Source organism: Paenibacillus sp. Z6-24 (assembly GCF_054161335.1).
Genome location: NZ_CP096398.1, coordinates 4788873 through 4806535, shown reverse-complemented (window position 1 = coordinate 4806535; position 17663 = coordinate 4788873). Strand labels below are relative to the sequence as shown.

Here is a 17663-nt window from a genome sequence, read left to right as displayed (position 1 = left end):
GCATACTTATGAGCACTGAATTCAATCTGCCATCCATTCAGCTGTGGTGCGGCAAAACTTCCTACAGTAAAGGAATGGCTTATTACCGTGCAGGCAAGGTCGCTTTTACCCGTTATGATGACCACCGGAGGCAGTATGAAGCGAGCGTACAGATCCGGGCGAATCAGCAGGAGCAGGTGCGTCTGCATTTTGATGAAGCCGGTAAGGCACATGCACACTGTACCTGTCCATCGCTGGCTTCGTATACCGCTTATTGCCAGCATGTAGCCGCCGTGATGATCCATGTCTACGAGTCGGGCGAGCTGGGTCTGCCGCCGGTACTGGCCGCAGGTACAGACAGCAGCATACCGGCTGCCGGTCATGATCTGCCCGAATTGCCGGTTCATCCAGCTGCCGCAGACCGGGAGCAGCTGCTGGCCGCCGAACTGCTGAGCCTGTTTACGAGCCCGCCGAGGCGACCCGGCGGAAGAAGGAATTATTTTGAGACCCGCACAGCGTTGACCATTGAATGGATCTGCAGACCGGTGGCCTATGGCAATGGACAATACCGGCTTGGTCTGGAAATGAAAGCAGGATTGAAAAGGCCGTATGTGGTGCAGCATATTCAGGAATTGCTGGAATGTGTACGCAGCCGTACGAGCTATGTACTCTCGGGTCGATTCACCTATGATCCGGAGCTGCACAGCTTCAGCCGGGAAGATGATGAAGTCATCCGGCAGCTGCTGCTGATTCAGCGGGATGAGCAGCCCGAGCTGCCGCCAGACCGTTTGACCGGCAAACGTACGGGCAGCAAAAATGCTATGCCGGCCGCAGCGGTGCAGCATAACCAGCGTATACTGATGATCCCGGTCTCCCACTGGCCGCATCTGCTGCAGGCACTGATCCGCACACCGGCGGCACGGCTGGAGTATCAGGGACAGACCTTTGCCGGTATCACCCACCATATGGGACCGCTGCCGCTCTATTTTGAACTGGATCTGCTGGAAAAGGACGATGGAGATGAAGATGCATATCCGCAGCAATCTTCCTCCACCAGCCGCAGAAAACGAAAGCAGAATCCGCGGATGTATCAGCTGCGTATGGAAGGCGTTCAGCAGATGATTGTGCTCGAATCCTACGGGATGGTGATTCATAACGGTGAATTGATCTCGCTAAAAGAAGAAGATTGCCACCGGCTGAGCGGACTGCAGCAGCTGCTGGCTGCCTCGGATCATCAGCAGCACCGGCTGATTATTCCGCAGGAGCAGCTGGAGCCGCTCGTACAGCAGGTTATCCCTGGATTGACACGGCTTGGCAATGTACAGATGACCCGGCGGGTATCCGAAGTGGTCGTACAGACACCGCTGCAGGCCAGACTTTACCTGGATCGTGTTCGTGACCGGCTGCTGGCAGGTCTGGAATTCCAGTATGGGGATGTCATTATTAATCCGCTCAGTCCTACGCCCGCACAGGAAGACGAACGGATTCTGCTGCGTGACGGTGAACGGGAAGAGCAGATCCTCCAGCTGATGGATGAAGGTTCTTTTACCGCCACCGAGGGTGGATATTTTCTGACCGATGAGGAAGCGGAGTATGAGTTCTTGTATCATATCGTTCCGCGGCTGGAAAAGCTCGTTCAGATCTATGCCACTTCTGTCGTGAAATCGCGGATTCAGGATCCATTGGCGCCGCCGCGTATGACGGTACATACGGATTCGAGGCATGACTGGCTGGAGTTCAGGTTTGAGCTGGATGGCATTCCGGAGTCGGCGATTGTGCAGGTGCTCAAATCGCTGCAGGAACAGCGCCGATATCACCGTCTGCCAACTGGGGCATTTCTGCCGCTTGAAGACGAGCAGTTCCGCCAGGTGGCTGATTTTATCCGCAAAACAGGAATGGCACTGCCTGTCGATGAACAAGTGCTTGAAGATGGTGTATTGTTCCGTATACCGCTCATTCACGGGCTGGAGGCGCTGGATGCCCAGGATCAGAACGAAGTGGTCCGGTTTGACCGTTCGGTAAGAAAGCTGCTGGAAAATATCCGCAATCCCGATCTCTATGATGTTCCGGTGCCGCCGCTGCTGGCACCAATTCTGCGGGACTACCAGCAGTACGGTTATCAGTGGCTGCGTACGCTGGCCCACTATGGATTCGGTGGGATTCTGGCAGATGATATGGGGCTGGGCAAGACGCTGCAGAGTATTACCTTTATTGCTTCCGTATTATCGGATATTCGCAGCAGCGGCCAGCCGGCGATCGTCGTGTCCCCCGCTTCGCTAACATATAACTGGCAGTATGAATTTCGCCGGTTTACACCCGATATCCGCACTGCCATTATCGATGGCAGCCGGGCTCAACGCGAGCGGCAGTGGCAGGAGATACAGCGCCCAGGCAGTGAGGGATTGTCGGTGGATGTGATTATTACTTCCTATCCGCTGCTGCGCCGGGACATAGAATACGCCGGGAAAGGGTCCTATCATACGATGATTCTGGATGAAGCCCAATCTTTCAAAAACGCGCTCACCCAGACCGCCAGAGCCGTCAAGCAGATTAACGCACGTCACCGATTTGCCCTGACCGGCACACCGATCGAAAATTCGGTCTATGAGCTGTGGTCAATCATGCATGTGATTATGCCGGGCCTGCTTGGGACGCGCAAGGAATTTGCCGATCTGGAGGCACGTACGATTGCCAAGCGGATTCGTCCGTTTGTGCTGCGGCGCATGAAGTCGGATGTGCTGAAGGAACTGCCGGACAAGCTGGAGACGACCCATGTGTCCGAACTGCTGCCGGAGCAGAAAAAAATATATGCCGCCTATCTTGCCCAGCTGCAGCAGGATACGCTGGAGCATCTGTATGAGAAGAATTTTGCCGAATATCAGATCCGTATTCTGGCCGGACTGACCCGTCTGCGCCAGATCTGTTGTCATCCCGGCTTGTTTGTGGAAGATTACCAGGGAGGCTCCGCCAAGTTGGAGCAGCTGCTGGAGATTATTAACGACTCCAGAGATGCCGGCAAGCGAATGCTTGTGTTTTCCCAGTTCACCGGGATGCTGTCCCGGATTCGTGAGGAACTGCGGCAGTATAATGTGCCGTATTTCTATTTGGATGGTTCGACGTCTTCGGCGGAGCGGGTAGAGCTGTGCCGAAGATTCAATGAAGGGGAACAGGATGTATTTCTGATTTCGCTCAAAGCGGGAGGAACAGGGTTGAATCTGACAGGTGCGGATACGGTCATATTGTATGATTTGTGGTGGAATCCGGCTGTAGAGGAACAAGCTGCCGACCGGGCGCACCGGATGGGTCAGCAGAACCGGGTACAGGTCATCCGTATGGTAGCCAGGGGAACAGTAGAGGAGAAGATGCTGGAATTGCAGCAGACCAAAAAAGATCTGATCGACGAAATTATCCAACCCGGTCAGGAAGCCAAACCGATGCTGACCGAGCAAGATATCCGGGAGCTGCTGATGATTTAGGTGGTAGGTGCAGGCATATGGGCATTCATGCCTTCTACCGCTTTAATCATAACGGTATGGTGAGCCAGCAGATCCATATCAAATGGTGCCATAATTCGCTCACCGACTTCGTTGTACAGAATGCGTACGATAGGGCGCTGCGGAATGGCGGAGTGAATATGAACGACTACCCCTTTGAAGCCGTTACTCAGGGTAACGGTCAGACCAATCGGATAAATGGCGATCCGGCTTTTGAATACGGACAGCATATCCTTGTCGTACAGACTGCCGGAGCCGGAATATAGTATTTCCAGTGCTTCGTGAGGCAGCATGGCTGCCCGATAGACCCGGCTGGTTGTCAGCGCATCATAGGAATCGGCAATACCGATCCATTTGGCATATTCATGGATCTCGTGTTCACGCAGGCCGCGCGGATAGCCGCTGCCGTTCAATCGTTCATGATGCTGATATGCGCAGTGAGCCGCCAGCAGGGGGATACCTGGCTCGTCTTTTAGCATTTTGTATCCGTACTCGGTGTGAAGTTTGATGATATTGTATTCCGCATCTGTCAGTCTGCCCGGCTTGAACAGTACTTCATTCGGAATATAGGATTTGCCTACATCATGCAGCAGAGAGCCAATGCCCAGCACCTTCATTTCCTCATGGGAATAACCGTGCACTTTGCCCAGCAGAAGCGTGTAGATGCATACATTGAGCGAGTGATAATACAAATAGTTATCCTTGGTATGCATACTCATCAGCATAACCATAACTTCCGGGTCTGCACTGAGCTCACTGATGATCGTATCAATAATACCGGAAAACGACTTGCCGATGATTGGGTAGGTCGACTTCTGTACACCGGGATCGGCGAGGCTGCGGAAATGGGTACGGATCTCGCGCAGGGCTTGACGCTTTGTATCCTGAGAGACAATATCGCGGACAATCACATCATCTGTATCTTTATCCTGGATATAGATATAGTCCAGTCCATGTTTATATAACTTGCGAATAATACCGGAGGTCAGTTCTACGCCTTCGGACAGCAGAACAACGCCATCCTCGTTATATATTTTCTTTGCGAGTCGCATCCCGGGCTGGAGCGAGGTGATTGGTAATAGCCTCAATATTTGTCACTTCCATCTGTTCTGGAGTTAGCCACTCATAAGATCGGCACTGGCCACATGATTCATTTCTGTATAAACTGCCGTAGAATGACTATGTATGTGGATGAGTGCAAAAGTAGGGGCATGTATGCGGACAGTATATAAAGTATATCGTCATTTCTTCACAAATTTATAATAATTATAGGCCGGATTTGTAAAATACGACAGAGCTAGTATTGGAAGTGCAGATGGGCGAATGGAAATCTGGTCGATTAAACGCTCGTACGTTCCCATTTTCATAAAAATAATAGGAAACAGTTGATTTTCGAATTAGGGTCAGTCCAATTTCGTTTGTTAAAGAGCATTATTATACACTGCAAGAACAGGAGGAAGAACGATGGAACTCGGATTACATGGGAAATCGGTATTTATAGCAGCAGGCAGCAAGGGATTGGGACGGGCAAGTGCGCTGGAGTTTGCCAGGGAGGGTGCAAGGGTGACGATTGCGAGCCGCAGTCTGGAGCATCTGATCGAGGCGGCAAAAGAGATTGAGTCAGTCACCGGCCGGCAGGTGAATACGGTTCGCATGGATGTCGGCGACCCCGAACAGATTACGCTGGGAATCCAAAGTGCACTGGATGTGTACGGGCGGCTCGATGTGCTGGTGACCAATGCGGGCGGACCGCCAGCCGGTAACTTTGAAGATATGGATGATCACAGCTGGCAGAGTGCCTTTGAACTGAATCTGCTCAGCACGATCCGGCTGATCCGGGCAGCTGTGCCGTCACTTCAGGCCGCAGGCGGCGGGCGTATCGTGAATATTGCTTCCTCCTCGGTCAAGCAGCCGATTGACGGACTTATTCTCTCCAATGTATTCCGCGCCGGTATCCAGGCACTGACCAAAAGTCTGGCCTCGGAGTATGCCTCATCCGGTATTCTGATCAATACGGTGGCTCCTGGCCGGATTGCAACCGACCGGATTATGGAACTGGATCAAAAGCGTGCCCAGAGCGAGCAGCGTCCGGTCGAAGACATCCAGGTCGAATCGCTGCAGCAGATTCCGCTGGGCCGACTGGGAACACCGGAGGAGTTTGGTCGGATGGTCGCTTTTTACGGTTCCTTTGCCAATACGTATGTGACCGGACAGTCGCTATTGGTGGATGGTGGAACAATCCGTGCTTACTAGCATCGGACGACAGTGTCAATTGCAGCAGGAATGAGAAGCTATAGCCGATATAAAAAATATTCAGCTAGTTCTTTTGAATGAATGTGACAATGTTGTGTCACCTCTGTGAGATAATGTGGCATAAAAAAGACCGAAAAATTCGATTTTCGGTCTTTTTGGCCTTTTATACGATAAAAATCGACTTTTTCCAATAATAATGGTAAAAAGTAACTACTTATTTATTTTATTATTTGTGAAAGTATGCACTGTTTCTTTGTTTCAAAAAAGTGATACAATATGTATCACATGAATCGGAGCTTATTAATATAACACTTGCTGTTGAGTAGATGAACAAATCATTAACAAAGAGGAGGAGATGTAAGAAATGATAAACACGAGCTTGAGCAATATTGGGATTTGGGAACTGGTGGAGCCGGGGGTACGACGGAAAGTATTTGAACCGGGTACTTCCCTGATGATGATGGAAGTTCACTTTGAGGCTGGCGCGCAGAGCGCTGAGCATTCCCATCCGCATGAGCAGATGACCTACTGCATGAAAGGCTTGTTCCGCTTTGTGATCGACGGTAAGGCGTATGAACTGAGTGCGGGTAAAGCGCTGAATATCCCGGCGGGCGCTGTGCATTCTGCACGGGCACTGGCACCGGGCATTCTGCTGGATACGTTTACACCTGTACGTGAGGATATCGTTAGAAACGTGTAATTTCATTTCGGACATAAAGTACGGTGGTATAGTTGTAAAACCCACATTGATGTTGGGTTAGCGGTGGGCTTTGGCAATATTTTGCTGCAGTGCAGACAGGATATCGTCAAAGCTAACCGCTTTTTTTGCGTGGACAGTCATACGGGCACAGAATTCTTTTATTATCTGTTAGGAAACTGTAATCATCTAGAACCTTTGTTCTGCTATCTATTTGGTATGTAACTTGAGGTCATACGGAATAGTTACTCATCTTCCATAACGCGATCAATAGTTACCTGTTCCACCGGTATATAGCCGTATTTTGACAGATCAATCCGCTGCTGCAGGCCGAATGTCACGCCTTCCTCTTCCAGAAGGGTACGCTGGAGAAAGCTTGCTTCTTCCTTCAGAATAGCGATCTCCCCATGCTTGTTAACGACACGATGCCAAGGCAGATGATGCTTGTGGCTCATGGAATGCAGTATCCGGACGATCTGTCTGGCGGCGCGCGGACTACCTGCAGCAGCGGCTACCTGTCCATACGTCATCACCTTGCCTTCGGGAATGGCTAGAATCACTTCGATCGCTTGTCGGGTAAATGGCTGCATTCTGCACCTCCTTTCTCAAAATGGACGAAACGGGCTATTCTTTTTATAGCATGCAGCAATCCATACAGAAGAAGTCTGTTTGATTGTATCATTTCTGGCAATGAGCAGAGTATCTATCCAATACAATAGCGACCCTAAAATGGTGATAAGGAATATAAATACATCCTATTTACTATTGATTCAATTATATTTTCATAAATTATTCGAAAAATGTTGTATGAAGTCGAATGATGGGCATAAAGACTTATGATATCTTGCTGAATAATTACGAGAATAGAATTAAAGCAACTCTAAAAGAATATTTAGAGAATTATTTAACAACGAATGTGAATCAGTTTTTTGAAAAAGGCAAGCCACTGGCTGTACAGCCGCATTACAGAACGAGCAGGCTAATGACCTGTACAAAGGAAAGAATGAATATCTATTTTTGCTGTCAAACGTAATCATGTGTTTGTTAACGAACTGTTGGAGATTGTGGGATAGGCAGGTGGAAGCCGGAGATCCTTTGCCCATAAAATCTAGTATGCCCAGCTGTGTAATAAAATATTTGCAAAATAGAAAAAGCCTCCGGATAGATTATTGTAAATGATCTATCCGGAGGCTTATTTTTGTTTTGGTACATGTGTAGAAACAATAAAGAACAGACGAAGCTGATTATACCTGCTGGATTTTGAGAAGGTTGGTATTACCGGATTGACCGATCGGTACACCGGCAGACAGTACGACGATATCGCCTGCACAGATATGACCTGTCGTTACAGCATTGCGGATCGCGGATTCGAACATCTCATCCGTGCTGGATACCGCTTCGCCTTTGACCGGAATGACGCCGGACAGCAGGCACATTTTATTCAGTACCGCATCATTATGCGTCACGGCAATGATCGGAGCGCTTGGGCGGTATTTGGAGATCATGCGCGCGGTAAAGCCGCTTTCTGTGGAAATAATAATTGCTTTGGCGTTCAGTTCCAGGGATGCACTTACCGCGCCCTGGCTGATTACTTCGGTAATATTGGTCGATTGCAGGGCTCTTTTGCGGGAGAACTGCTCCTGGTAATCCAGCATGCTCTCAGCACGTTTGGCTACAGCAGCCATCGTCTGTACGGACTGTACCGGATATTTACCGGCAGCGGATTCTCCGGACAGCATGATAACGTCTGCGCCCTGCAGCACCGCATTGGCCACGTCACTTACTTCGGAACGGGTCGGACGCGGATTCACCTGCATGGATTCCAGCATATGGGTAGCGACGATAACCGGTTTGCCGGCTACGTTACATTTATCGATCATTTCTTTTTGCAGAGCAGGTACGTCCTGGATTGGCACTTCTACGCCCAGATCACCACGGGCAACCATGATACCGTCGGAAGCTTCGATAATATCATCGAGATTCTCCATACCTTCGGCGTTCTCGATTTTGGAGTAGATCTGTACGTCTTCGGCATTGTTTTTCGCCAGAATATCACGAATCTCGCGAATATCATCCCCTTTGCGGACGAAGGAAGCGGCGATCATCTCGATGTTCTGCTCCAGTCCAAAGTGGATATGCATCACGTCACGCTCGGTAACGCCCGGCAGGGAAGTATGAATACCAGGCAGATTGACACCTTTGCGAGGCTTGATTGTGCCGCCGCTGACGATATCACAGACAATCTCGCTGTCACGTACTTCACGCACGGTCAGATCGATCAGACCATCATCCAGCAGAATGCGATCACCTGCATGAACGTCCTGGTTCAGCTGCGGATAGTTAACGCCGATCCGCTCTGCATCACCGAGAATTTCTTCGGTCGTGAGGATCAGCTGGTTGCCTGTACGCAGCTCAAATGAAGCTTCTTTTAATTTGCCGATACGTACTTCCGGTCCCTTGATATCCATCATGATCGGTACGAAGGTATTCAGTTCGGCTGCTGCCTGGCGTACGTTGCGAATACGCATCACATGGTCTTCCAGCTCACCATGAGCCATATTCAGGCGCGCTACGGTCATGCCGGCCTTGATCATTTCCTTTAGCATCTCAATTGAGTCACAAGCGGGTCCCATTGTACAGATAATCTTGGTTCTTAACATTCGATAATCCTCCTTAAGTATGCAGGCTGGTATATTCTTCAGCCCTGTTGAAATAGCGGCTGTCGGAATCTATTACCCTCTCCTGCCAAGCATGAAGGATCTTTATCCGGCAACCTGTAGTATATAATTCATTGTAGCTGTAATATACACAGGTCGCTATGAACTATTGTACAATGAGTGAAATATAGTATGATTTTAGCATAACAATAAAATGCATTTTATGGACAACATAGAGAAAACATCTGTCCATTCTCCACATACAAGAAGAAATCAGGTCAAAAGCAAGGGAGGTGCCCCGTATGCTGAAAGTGCTGGATGTGCAGGAGCAGCATCAGATGGACTGGTATGAAGAGCAGTATCTGGATCAAAACGAATACTGTCTTAGTCTAATTACATACGGCAATTGTGTGTACTGGGTCAGCGGACAGAAGATTATTTTGGAAAAAGGAGATCTGCTGCTCATCCCGCCTGAATCCGCCTATTATGGCAAAAGCGTCCCAACCCGTGTGCACACCAAGCAGGTGGTACGCTTCAGCGTGCAGCAGGATGAAGCGCTGCCGCTGCTGCGGAGCAGCGATACGGTACAGATGAAGCCGGGCGGCTACGATCTGTACCATGACCGTCTTCAGCATATTGCAGCCCAGTGGCGGGACAAGCCTCCGTATTACCGGCTGCTGGCGGATTCTCTAATGGTTCAGCTGCTGGTGGAGCTGAACCGGGAATACGACCGGGGAGCCATCCGGGAGGACAAGCATCGGCTGGTAGATACGATGAAGCGACATATCCAGCAAAATTACAGCCGCCGGATTACCAAAGAGCAGCTGGGCGAGCTGATTCAGCGGACGCCCAATTACGCAGCAACCCTGTTCAAAAATGTAACCGGCCAGACGATCAGCGAATACGTGCACGATCAGCGGATGAAACGGGCAGTGTACATGCTGACTGAATCCCAGCTGACGATTGCAGAGATCGCCGAATTTCTCGGTTATCAGGAAGTGTCCTACTTTTACCGGATTTTCAAGCGCAAAATGGGCGTGCCGCCTGCGGAGATGATGAATGATCGTCCTTCTGCGCTGTAAGTGGGAAGACGGCAGAATGTCGGAGCATATACGGTGTAATGACATATGCTCTACCTGTTTCGGCAGCGGAATGCTATCAAAGACCGGTCTGAAGCAGTTCCTCGCGCAGTCTGCGCGGTGAGGCGCCTTTGATTTTTTTGAACATTTTGGAGAACAGGAACGGGTCTTCGTATCCGATCGAACGGGATATCTCGCTGACTGACAGATCGGTATGATGAAGCAGCTCCACGGCGCGGTTCATCCGGTATTCCAGCAGGAAGGCCTGCAGGGACATGCCGAACCGGGCTTTGAACAGGCTGGATAGATAGGTGCGGTCGAGGCCTGCCGCCTGCGAAATATCCTGTACGCTGATCTTCTGGCTGTAGCTGTTATCGATATACTCGATCGCCTGACGAATATGCATTTCCTTGGGGCGGGAATGATTGGATGCAGCAGGCTGGACCGGCAGGCGGGCGATCAGCGTGTACATGAGCTGGTATAGAATACCCTGTGCCCGGATATCTCCGGCAGACTGGTTGGCTGTCTCCAGCAGCAGCTCGTAGAAGCGGCTGAATATAGGTACGTCATGCATGGCATAGACCGGACTGGACGTCGCGAGCTGCGCCCGTTCCATCAGCGACAGTGCCTGCAGGCCGCGAAAGCCGATCCATGAGTACACCCAGGGATCATCACGATCCGCCTCATACTGCACCACCGTCTCCGGCAGAATCAGAAATCCCTGACCTTCGCCCAGCCGATATTCGGCATCGCCCATTCGCAAAATGCCTGTTCCTCCATGGATATAATGCAGGATATAAGCGTCTCGTATGCCAGGGCCCCAGACATGGCCGGGAATACACTCTTCCTTGCCGAAAAAAAGCAGATTCAGATCAAGCGGCTGATGAGCATCGGAATGCGTATAGATGGTATGATTAAGCGGCATAGCTTTAGATTCCTTTCCTCGTGTATAGTGCGCATATACTTATATTATGACAGGTTATTAACTGATTTAGAAGCGTGTATAGGATAAATATGATTGCATTATGACATGCAGGTATGATAAAGGAAAATTGCTGCGACAGCATATAGAGCGGCCTGCAGATTCAGCTGCAGATGATTTGCCGGTATAGAGGAAAGAAGAAGGGGATTATGATAGTATGAAGTACATATTATTCCGTGATCCGATCAGCATTGGACTATTATCAGAAGGGAGCGGAAGCATATCGAGAAGAACCTGCTAATCACCTGCGTAATTGTATTCATGCTGATCTGTATGTTTTCTTATTTCAAATTCGTCCGCTCTCCGCGGCAGAACGCTGAAGCCAGTCAGCCTGTCGATCCGCTGGAAAAGATGTTCCGTCCTTCCAGTCTGTTCGATCGTCTGTCGATGGCGGTAATGATCTCGCTCGGATTGGTCGTTGTGGTAGCCGGGGCATCCTTTGCCGCGTATGCTTATTTTTATCTTGGTTCGCTGGTGAATCTGATCCGGTTTGACGGACGGGACAGTGCGCTGATCTATTCGGTCTGGACGGTGGCGGGTTTATTTTTACTGGCCATTTATGTGCAGCCGGCCACGGTAGAGTATGTCTATCCACTGCTGCGGCGCAGTCTGACGTTCTGGCAGACCCAGGTGATTGCAATTGTACGCAATACCATTCTGCTGTACACGTTGTCCGAGATTCAGCCGGGTGTTGATACGTCGGGGATATGGGGAGCTCTTGGTCTGGCAGCGGTGTTTCAGCTGATCCAGTGCATCCGTTTTGATGAGGATCTGGAAGAAGAGCTGCGACGCAAATAAGAGAATTTTATTGGAAACAGCGTCTGTTGCGAGCTGGAATGTGCTAAAATAGTACAAAAAATGGAATCTGGATTATACAGGCGCTTACTGCCTGTATGATCTACCTTTATGATCCAAAGGAGATACTGGATGAATACAAAACAAGACAAGATGATCAGACGTTCGGGCGGATGGGCCGGTAGGGTGCTGCTGCTTACTGCCTGTCTGCTCATGCTGACATCATGGACAGCAGGACAGATTGCGGCTGCGGCCTCCGGACCGAACTCCGCAGCTGGAGAGGATTGCACAGTGAATCAGAATGCACGCAAACATTATGTAAATGTGGCGGTAGCTACCCTATGGACAGAGCCCGGACTGGCGCGCAAGCTGGATGCACCTTCGCTGACCAATCCGGTGAACATGGAGAAATGGACAGCAGCCATGTCGACCGCTGACCAGCGCCGCTGGCTGACCGGCAAGCTGGAGACACAGGCACTGTACGGACAGGAAGTGCGTCTGCTCAAAGTCAAGGGTGACTGGGCGTATGTAGCTGTTATCGGACAATCTACACCGCGCAGCAAGTACGGCTATCCGGGCTGGCTGCCTCGCCAGCAGATTCTGACAACGACGACCGGCGCTGCCTACAGCAAGTGCCCGACAGCCATAGTCAGTGCCAAAACAGCCAAGTTGTATGATACAGACCGCAAGAAAAGCTTGTTGACGCTGAGCTTCAATACCCGTCTGCCGGTGGTAGCCACCGAAGGCAGCTGGCTGCAGGTGCATACGCCGGATAATGGCACCGCCTGGCTGCGCAAGCAGGATGCCGATGTGTATGATCAATTATCCGATATTCCAACACCAACGGGAGCGGAGCTTGTGGAGACCGGTCGACAGTTCCTCGGACTGCCTTATCTGTGGGCGGGCGTATCAGCTTATGGATTCGACTGTTCCGGGTTTACTTCCACCATATATGGATTCCATGGCATTGCTCTGCCGCGGGATGCGTCGGCCCAGATCAAGGATGGCACCAAAGTCGGCTGGAGCGAGATGCAGCCGGGTGATCTGATGTTTTTTGCCCATATTAACGGCAAGGGCAGTGTGCACCATGTGTCCATGTATATCGGCAATGGCCAAATGATGCATTCTCCAAAAGCAGGCAAGACGGTGGAGATCATCCCGATCGATACACCTGCCTACAAAAAGGAATTTGCCGGTGCCCGCCGCTATCTGAAATAATCATTATTGATTGGAAATACAGGAAATATATATAATTGTATACATCATTACTGTCATAACAGGCATGTAATCAGGGTAATGTACTTCTACAGTCTAAGGAGGTCAATACATGATTACATGCCTTATTTTTGATCTGGATGGAACGATTGGCAATACCGAGCCGCTCTGTGTGGAAGCATTCCATCAGGCGGTTGAACCATGGGCCGGCAGGAAGATCAGCGATCAGGAGATTATGGATGCATTTGGCCCGTCGGAAGAAGGGATTGTGCGCGCACTGCTGCAGGATCACCGCGAAGAGGCGCTGCATGACTATATCCAGTGTTACAAGGAAATGCATGATGCGATCTGCCCGGCCCCGTTTGAAGGTATCCGTGAGCTGCTGTCCTGGGCGAGGGAACAGGGAATTCATATTGCCATGGTAACGGGAAAAAGCCAGCCGACGAGCGATTATACGCTGCATCAATTTGGTATTGCGTCCTATTTTGAATGGATAGAAAATGGCATTGCCGAGAAAGAGATCAAGCCTGAGGGTATCCGGAATGTACTGAAGCAGCTTAATATTCCAGCAGAGCAAGGATTGTACATTGGAGACAAGCCCGGCGATATACAGGCTGCACGTGAAGTGGGCATTCCCATTGCTTCCGCATGCTGGGCCGGGGCGGCAGACGAGCAGGCGCTAAGGGAGGCGCAGCCGGATTATCTGTTTACGACAGTCCTGCAGTTAACGGCCTATCTCCAGCAGGAAGTGCAGAATTAGAAGTCCCACAGGCTGCAGACGGGCAGACAAAGGCATAAATAAGCATGAAGAAAGATTACGCTAAATACACTGCTGAGCAGCATGGATATACTGGATACAGCACCTACAAAGCCCGCCATCAAGGAATATGGCCGGGCTTTTTTGACGAAAAAAAGGAAGGGTGTATAGATAATCGGCAGCCATCCGGCAGCATTAGAGCATGTATGCATATAACTTTATGGAACTCTAATAGAGATGTTTGTTTAACAAAAACATTTATTATACATAGATATGTGAATATATTTCTTGCTTAATGCCATGGTTGTGAATTATGATGTTTGTAAGCGCTATCTCTGGCTATTGCAAGCATTTATGCAAGCGCTTTATATTGTAAAAATAAACATATTCATTAATGATGTAGTGGATGCTGGTTACCCAACCATCGATCCCTGTATCACTTTATTCATATACAGAGAGGAAGAAAATGATGAAATCAAAAAAACTGTTATGGCAAAAAACCAGCCTGCTCGCATTGGGAACAGCGTTATTATTACCGGGGAGCGTCTCCGCAGCCGGATCGGATCAGCCCAAGGCGCCGGTGCAGGTAATGTCCACCGATTACATCCAGCAGCAGATGAACTCGCTCCAGGCCAGCCGTACAGCAGTGCCAACGTACAAGGAAGCTTCCGTACATGATCCATCCGTGATCAAAGTCGGCGATACCTTCTACATATTCGGATCTCATCTGGCTTCTGCCAAATCCAAAGATCTGATGAACTGGGACATGATCTCTTCCGGAGTAGCCGACGGCAATCCGCTGATCCCAAACGTAACGACCGAACTGCGCGAGGCGCTGGACTGGGCCCAATCGGATACACTCTGGGCGGCAGACGTGATCCAGCTGGCTGACGGCAAATTCTATATGTACTACAACGCCTGCAAAGGGGACTCCCCGCGCTCTGCCATGGGTATTGCAGTAGCGGACAGCATCGAAGGTCCCTACAAGGACAAAGGCATTTTCCTGAAATCCGGCATGTGGGATCAGAAGAGCGAGGATGGCACCATCTATAATGCACAGATTCATCCGAATGCGGTAGATCCCGATGTGTTCCTGGATAAAAACGGCAAGCTGTGGATGGTATACGGATCATACTCGGGCGGCATCTTCGTCATGCAGATGGACCCGGCTACCGGCAAACCGCTGCCTGGACAGGGCTATGGCAAAAAGCTGATCGGCGGCAATCACAGCCGAATTGAAGGCGCGTACATGATGTACAGCCCGGATACGGATTATTACTACATGTACCTGTCCTTTGGCGGTCTGGACGCGACTGGCGGTTATAATCTGCGCGTCGTTCGCTCCAAGACGCCGGATGGACCTTTCTACGATGCCGCAGGCAACAATATGACCAACGTCAAGGCAGATCCGACCAAGCCGCTGTTCGATGACGATTCCATCGAGCCTTATGGTGTCAAAATTATCGGCAACTACCAGTTCAACCGCGAGATCGGCGATCCTGGCGAAGGCACCGGAGCGGGCGCCGTATCACCGGGCCATAACTCGGCATATTACGATGAAGAGACCGGACGTTATTTCCTCATCTTCCATTCCCGCTTCCCGGGACGCGGTGAAACGCATGAAGTGCGTACCCATGAGATGTTCATGAACAAAGACGGTTGGCCGGTCGTCGCTCCATATCGCTATGCCGGTGAACAACAGCCGCTCGCTGCGGTCAGCAAAAGCGAGATTGCCGGCAGCTACCAGTGGATCACACAGGATAAAAATATCAGCGCAGACATTCACCATTCCGTCTCCGCCCAGCTGAATGCAGACGGCACCATTACCGGCGATATCAGCGGAACCTGGGAGCTGCAGGACAAGAATACCGGCATTTTCACGGTTAATGGTGTGAAGTATACCGGCGTATTCCTGCATGAGACCAATGCGGATACCGGCAAAACGGTGCTGACACTGACTGCTCTCTCTTCCTCGGGTGTAGGGGTATGGGGCAGCCAGCGTGAAGTGCTCAAAGACAAGCAGATCGTCTCCGGGGTGGATGAAGATCTGAGCCTGGGCGATACGAGTGCCGTCTTTTATAATCTGGATCTGCCGCTGCAAGGAACGCGCGGTTCACAGATCAGCTGGCGTTCGACCAAGCCGGATATTATATCCAATACCGGACAGGTCACCCGCCCGGCAGCCGGAGAAGGCAATGCCAAGGTAACCCTGATCGCGACGATCACCAAAGGCGGCTCTAAAAAGAACAAAAATTTCAAAGTGACGGTGCTGGAGCAGGGACGCGGTCCGCTGCTGAGCCACTACAAGTTCGATGAGAATTCCGGTACGACCGTGATCGACAGCACCTACAATCACTATGACGGTACGCTGATGAACGGCGTGACCCGGAATGTGTACGGCACAGGCGGCATGATTACGCTGGATGGCCAGGATGATTATGTACAGCTGCCGGGAACCGTGACAGATGGCGAAGACTTTACCTTTGCCACCTGGATTAAATGGGATGGCGGCGCAGCCTGGCAGCGGATTATGGACTTTGGGAATGGTATGAACAGCTTCATGTTCCTGACGCCGTCACAGGGAACAGGAATGCAGTTCACGATCCACCAGAATAATATCGACCAGAGCATCGTGACCGGCTCGACCCTGCCGCAGGGCAAGTGGGTACATGTCGCAGTGACTCTCGCGGGCGATACCGGCAAATTGTACCTGAATGGACAGCTGGCCGGCAGTAATGACAAGATAACCTTCAATCCGAAGAACCTGATGACCCGTGAAGCCTATCTGGGCAAAAGCCGCTTCGCTGCAGATGCCTATCTGAAAGGCAGCCTCGACGATGTGCATATCTACAACAAGGCACTGAGCGCAGACGAAATCGCCGGACTGGCGAAGTAAATTCATCCAGCATAGTGCTGTGCAATACAGTGCACAAAGGCAATAGACTGAAATGGGTAGTAAAAAACAAAATAATAAAAGAGATAAAAAGCCAAAGAGCTATCCCGTATGTTAAGGGACAGCTCTTTGGCTTTTTGGCCAGGTTATATACTGCAGCATGTACAATATTCATATATGTATAATTCTGCCTACTCAAACCTATCCGGCAGTGTTATAATCTGGTTGAATTTCAAGATACGGCAAACTACATAACAGCACGTCCAATCTCACATACCTGCCGCTAATCATGAACTGACAATATAACGATTAGAGAGGTAATGTCCATGTCCAATTTTCAAGATCCGTATCCACAGGAAGATCCGAACGATGTACAAGCCAACAAAGTAATGGCGATTCTGGCGTATATTCTGTTCTTCGTCCCGCTGCTGGCAGCGCGTAATTCATCATTCGCGATGTATCATGCCAATCAGGGGCTTGTTCTGTTTATCGTGGCCGTAGCCGCCCAGGTCGTAGTGCAGATCATTCCAATTATCGGAGGACTATTGTATCCTTTTGTTTCCCTTGCGATTCTTGCCTTTATGATCATCGGCATTATCAATGCAGCGAACGGACAGCGCAAGCCGCTGCCGCTGTTTGGTAATGTTCAGCTGATCAAGTAAATTGAAGAGAACGCCTGATTGGCGAACCCCAACCTTTTTGTAAAGGGGACACGGATTTGCAGTCTGGGAATGTTGTTCAGATGCGTGTCATTTTTGAGCATAATGGAATACCAAGCCAATAAAAAGCTTCTCTGTCCGTATGAACGGATAGAGAAGCTTTTAGCGTTTCTTTTGAGGGCTTGTATATCCCTGGGAATCTA

At 50.3% G+C, this 17663-nt stretch carries 13 protein-coding genes; 9 read left to right on the top strand and 4 right to left on the bottom strand.

Annotation, left to right across the window (positions count from 1 at the left end; translation table 11 throughout):
- Window positions 1–8 precede the first annotated feature (8 nt).
- The gene (locus M1D61_RS20775; protein ID WP_458120451.1) at window positions 9–3455 is read left to right on the top strand and encodes a DEAD/DEAH box helicase; all 3447 of its coding nucleotides are present in this window, start codon (window positions 9–11) and stop codon (window positions 3453–3455) included.
- Here the strand turns inward: M1D61_RS20775 and M1D61_RS20770 are convergent.
- Complete coding sequence (locus M1D61_RS20770; RefSeq protein WP_458120450.1) at window positions 3452–4561, bottom strand: HD-GYP domain-containing protein; 1110 nt, start codon at window positions 4559–4561, stop codon at window positions 3452–3454. The two genes, M1D61_RS20775 and M1D61_RS20770, sit on opposite strands and share 4 nt — an antisense overlap.
- Before the next feature lie 376 nt (window positions 4562–4937).
- On the opposite strand from M1D61_RS20770, the gene M1D61_RS20765 reads away from it, so the two are divergent.
- On the top strand, window positions 4938–5726 hold the full coding sequence (locus M1D61_RS20765; RefSeq protein ID WP_458120449.1) for an SDR family oxidoreductase: 789 nt from the start codon (window positions 4938–4940) through the stop codon (window positions 5724–5726).
- A gap of 364 nt (window positions 5727–6090) precedes the next feature.
- Complete coding sequence (locus M1D61_RS20760; protein WP_458120448.1) at window positions 6091–6426, top strand: cupin domain-containing protein; 336 nt, start codon at window positions 6091–6093, stop codon at window positions 6424–6426.
- Window positions 6427–6668: 242 nt separating this feature from the next.
- Here the strand turns inward: M1D61_RS20760 and M1D61_RS20755 are convergent, their stop codons facing one another.
- Entirely contained in the window at window positions 6669–7013 is a 345-nt protein-coding gene (locus M1D61_RS20755) for an MGMT family protein (protein WP_458120447.1), read from the bottom strand.
- A 654-nt stretch (window positions 7014–7667) separates the two neighbouring features.
- Complete coding sequence (gene pyk, locus M1D61_RS20750) at window positions 7668–9083, bottom strand: pyruvate kinase (RefSeq protein WP_458120446.1); 1416 nt, start codon at window positions 9081–9083, stop codon at window positions 7668–7670.
- Window positions 9084–9382: 299 nt separating this feature from the next.
- Here pyk and M1D61_RS20745 point away from each other — a divergent pair, with 299 nt between their 5' ends.
- Entirely contained in the window at window positions 9383–10162 is a 780-nt protein-coding gene (locus tag M1D61_RS20745; RefSeq protein ID WP_458120445.1) for an AraC family transcriptional regulator, read from the top strand.
- 76 nt (window positions 10163–10238) lie between these two features.
- Here the strand turns inward: M1D61_RS20745 and M1D61_RS20740 are convergent, their stop codons facing one another.
- Window positions 10239–11084 (bottom strand): AraC family transcriptional regulator, encoded by an 846-nt coding sequence (locus M1D61_RS20740; protein WP_458120444.1) that lies wholly within the window; start codon window positions 11082–11084, stop codon window positions 10239–10241.
- 330 nt (window positions 11085–11414) lie between these two features.
- Between M1D61_RS20740 and M1D61_RS20735 the strand changes: the two genes are divergently transcribed.
- The 5 genes from M1D61_RS20735 to M1D61_RS20715 all read left to right on the top strand — a co-directional run bounded on the left by M1D61_RS20735 (window position 11415) and on the right by M1D61_RS20715 (window position 17463).
- Complete coding sequence (locus tag M1D61_RS20735; RefSeq protein ID WP_458120443.1) at window positions 11415–11939, top strand: hypothetical protein; 525 nt, start codon at window positions 11415–11417, stop codon at window positions 11937–11939.
- A gap of 129 nt (window positions 11940–12068) precedes the next feature.
- Window positions 12069–13154, top strand: coding sequence for a C40 family peptidase (locus M1D61_RS20730; protein WP_458120442.1), 1086 nt, complete (start codon window positions 12069–12071; stop codon window positions 13152–13154).
- Window positions 13155–13263: 109 nt separating this feature from the next.
- A complete protein-coding gene (locus M1D61_RS20725; RefSeq protein WP_458120441.1) occupies window positions 13264–13911 on the top strand; it encodes an HAD family hydrolase in 648 nt (215 codons plus the stop codon).
- A 466-nt stretch (window positions 13912–14377) separates the two neighbouring features.
- Window positions 14378–16804, top strand: coding sequence for a LamG-like jellyroll fold domain-containing protein (locus M1D61_RS20720; protein ID WP_458122577.1), 2427 nt, complete (start codon window positions 14378–14380; stop codon window positions 16802–16804).
- A gap of 323 nt (window positions 16805–17127) precedes the next feature.
- Entirely contained in the window at window positions 17128–17463 is a 336-nt protein-coding gene (locus M1D61_RS20715) for a DUF4870 domain-containing protein (RefSeq protein ID WP_458120440.1), read from the top strand.
- Window positions 17464–17663: the final 200 nt, after the last annotated feature.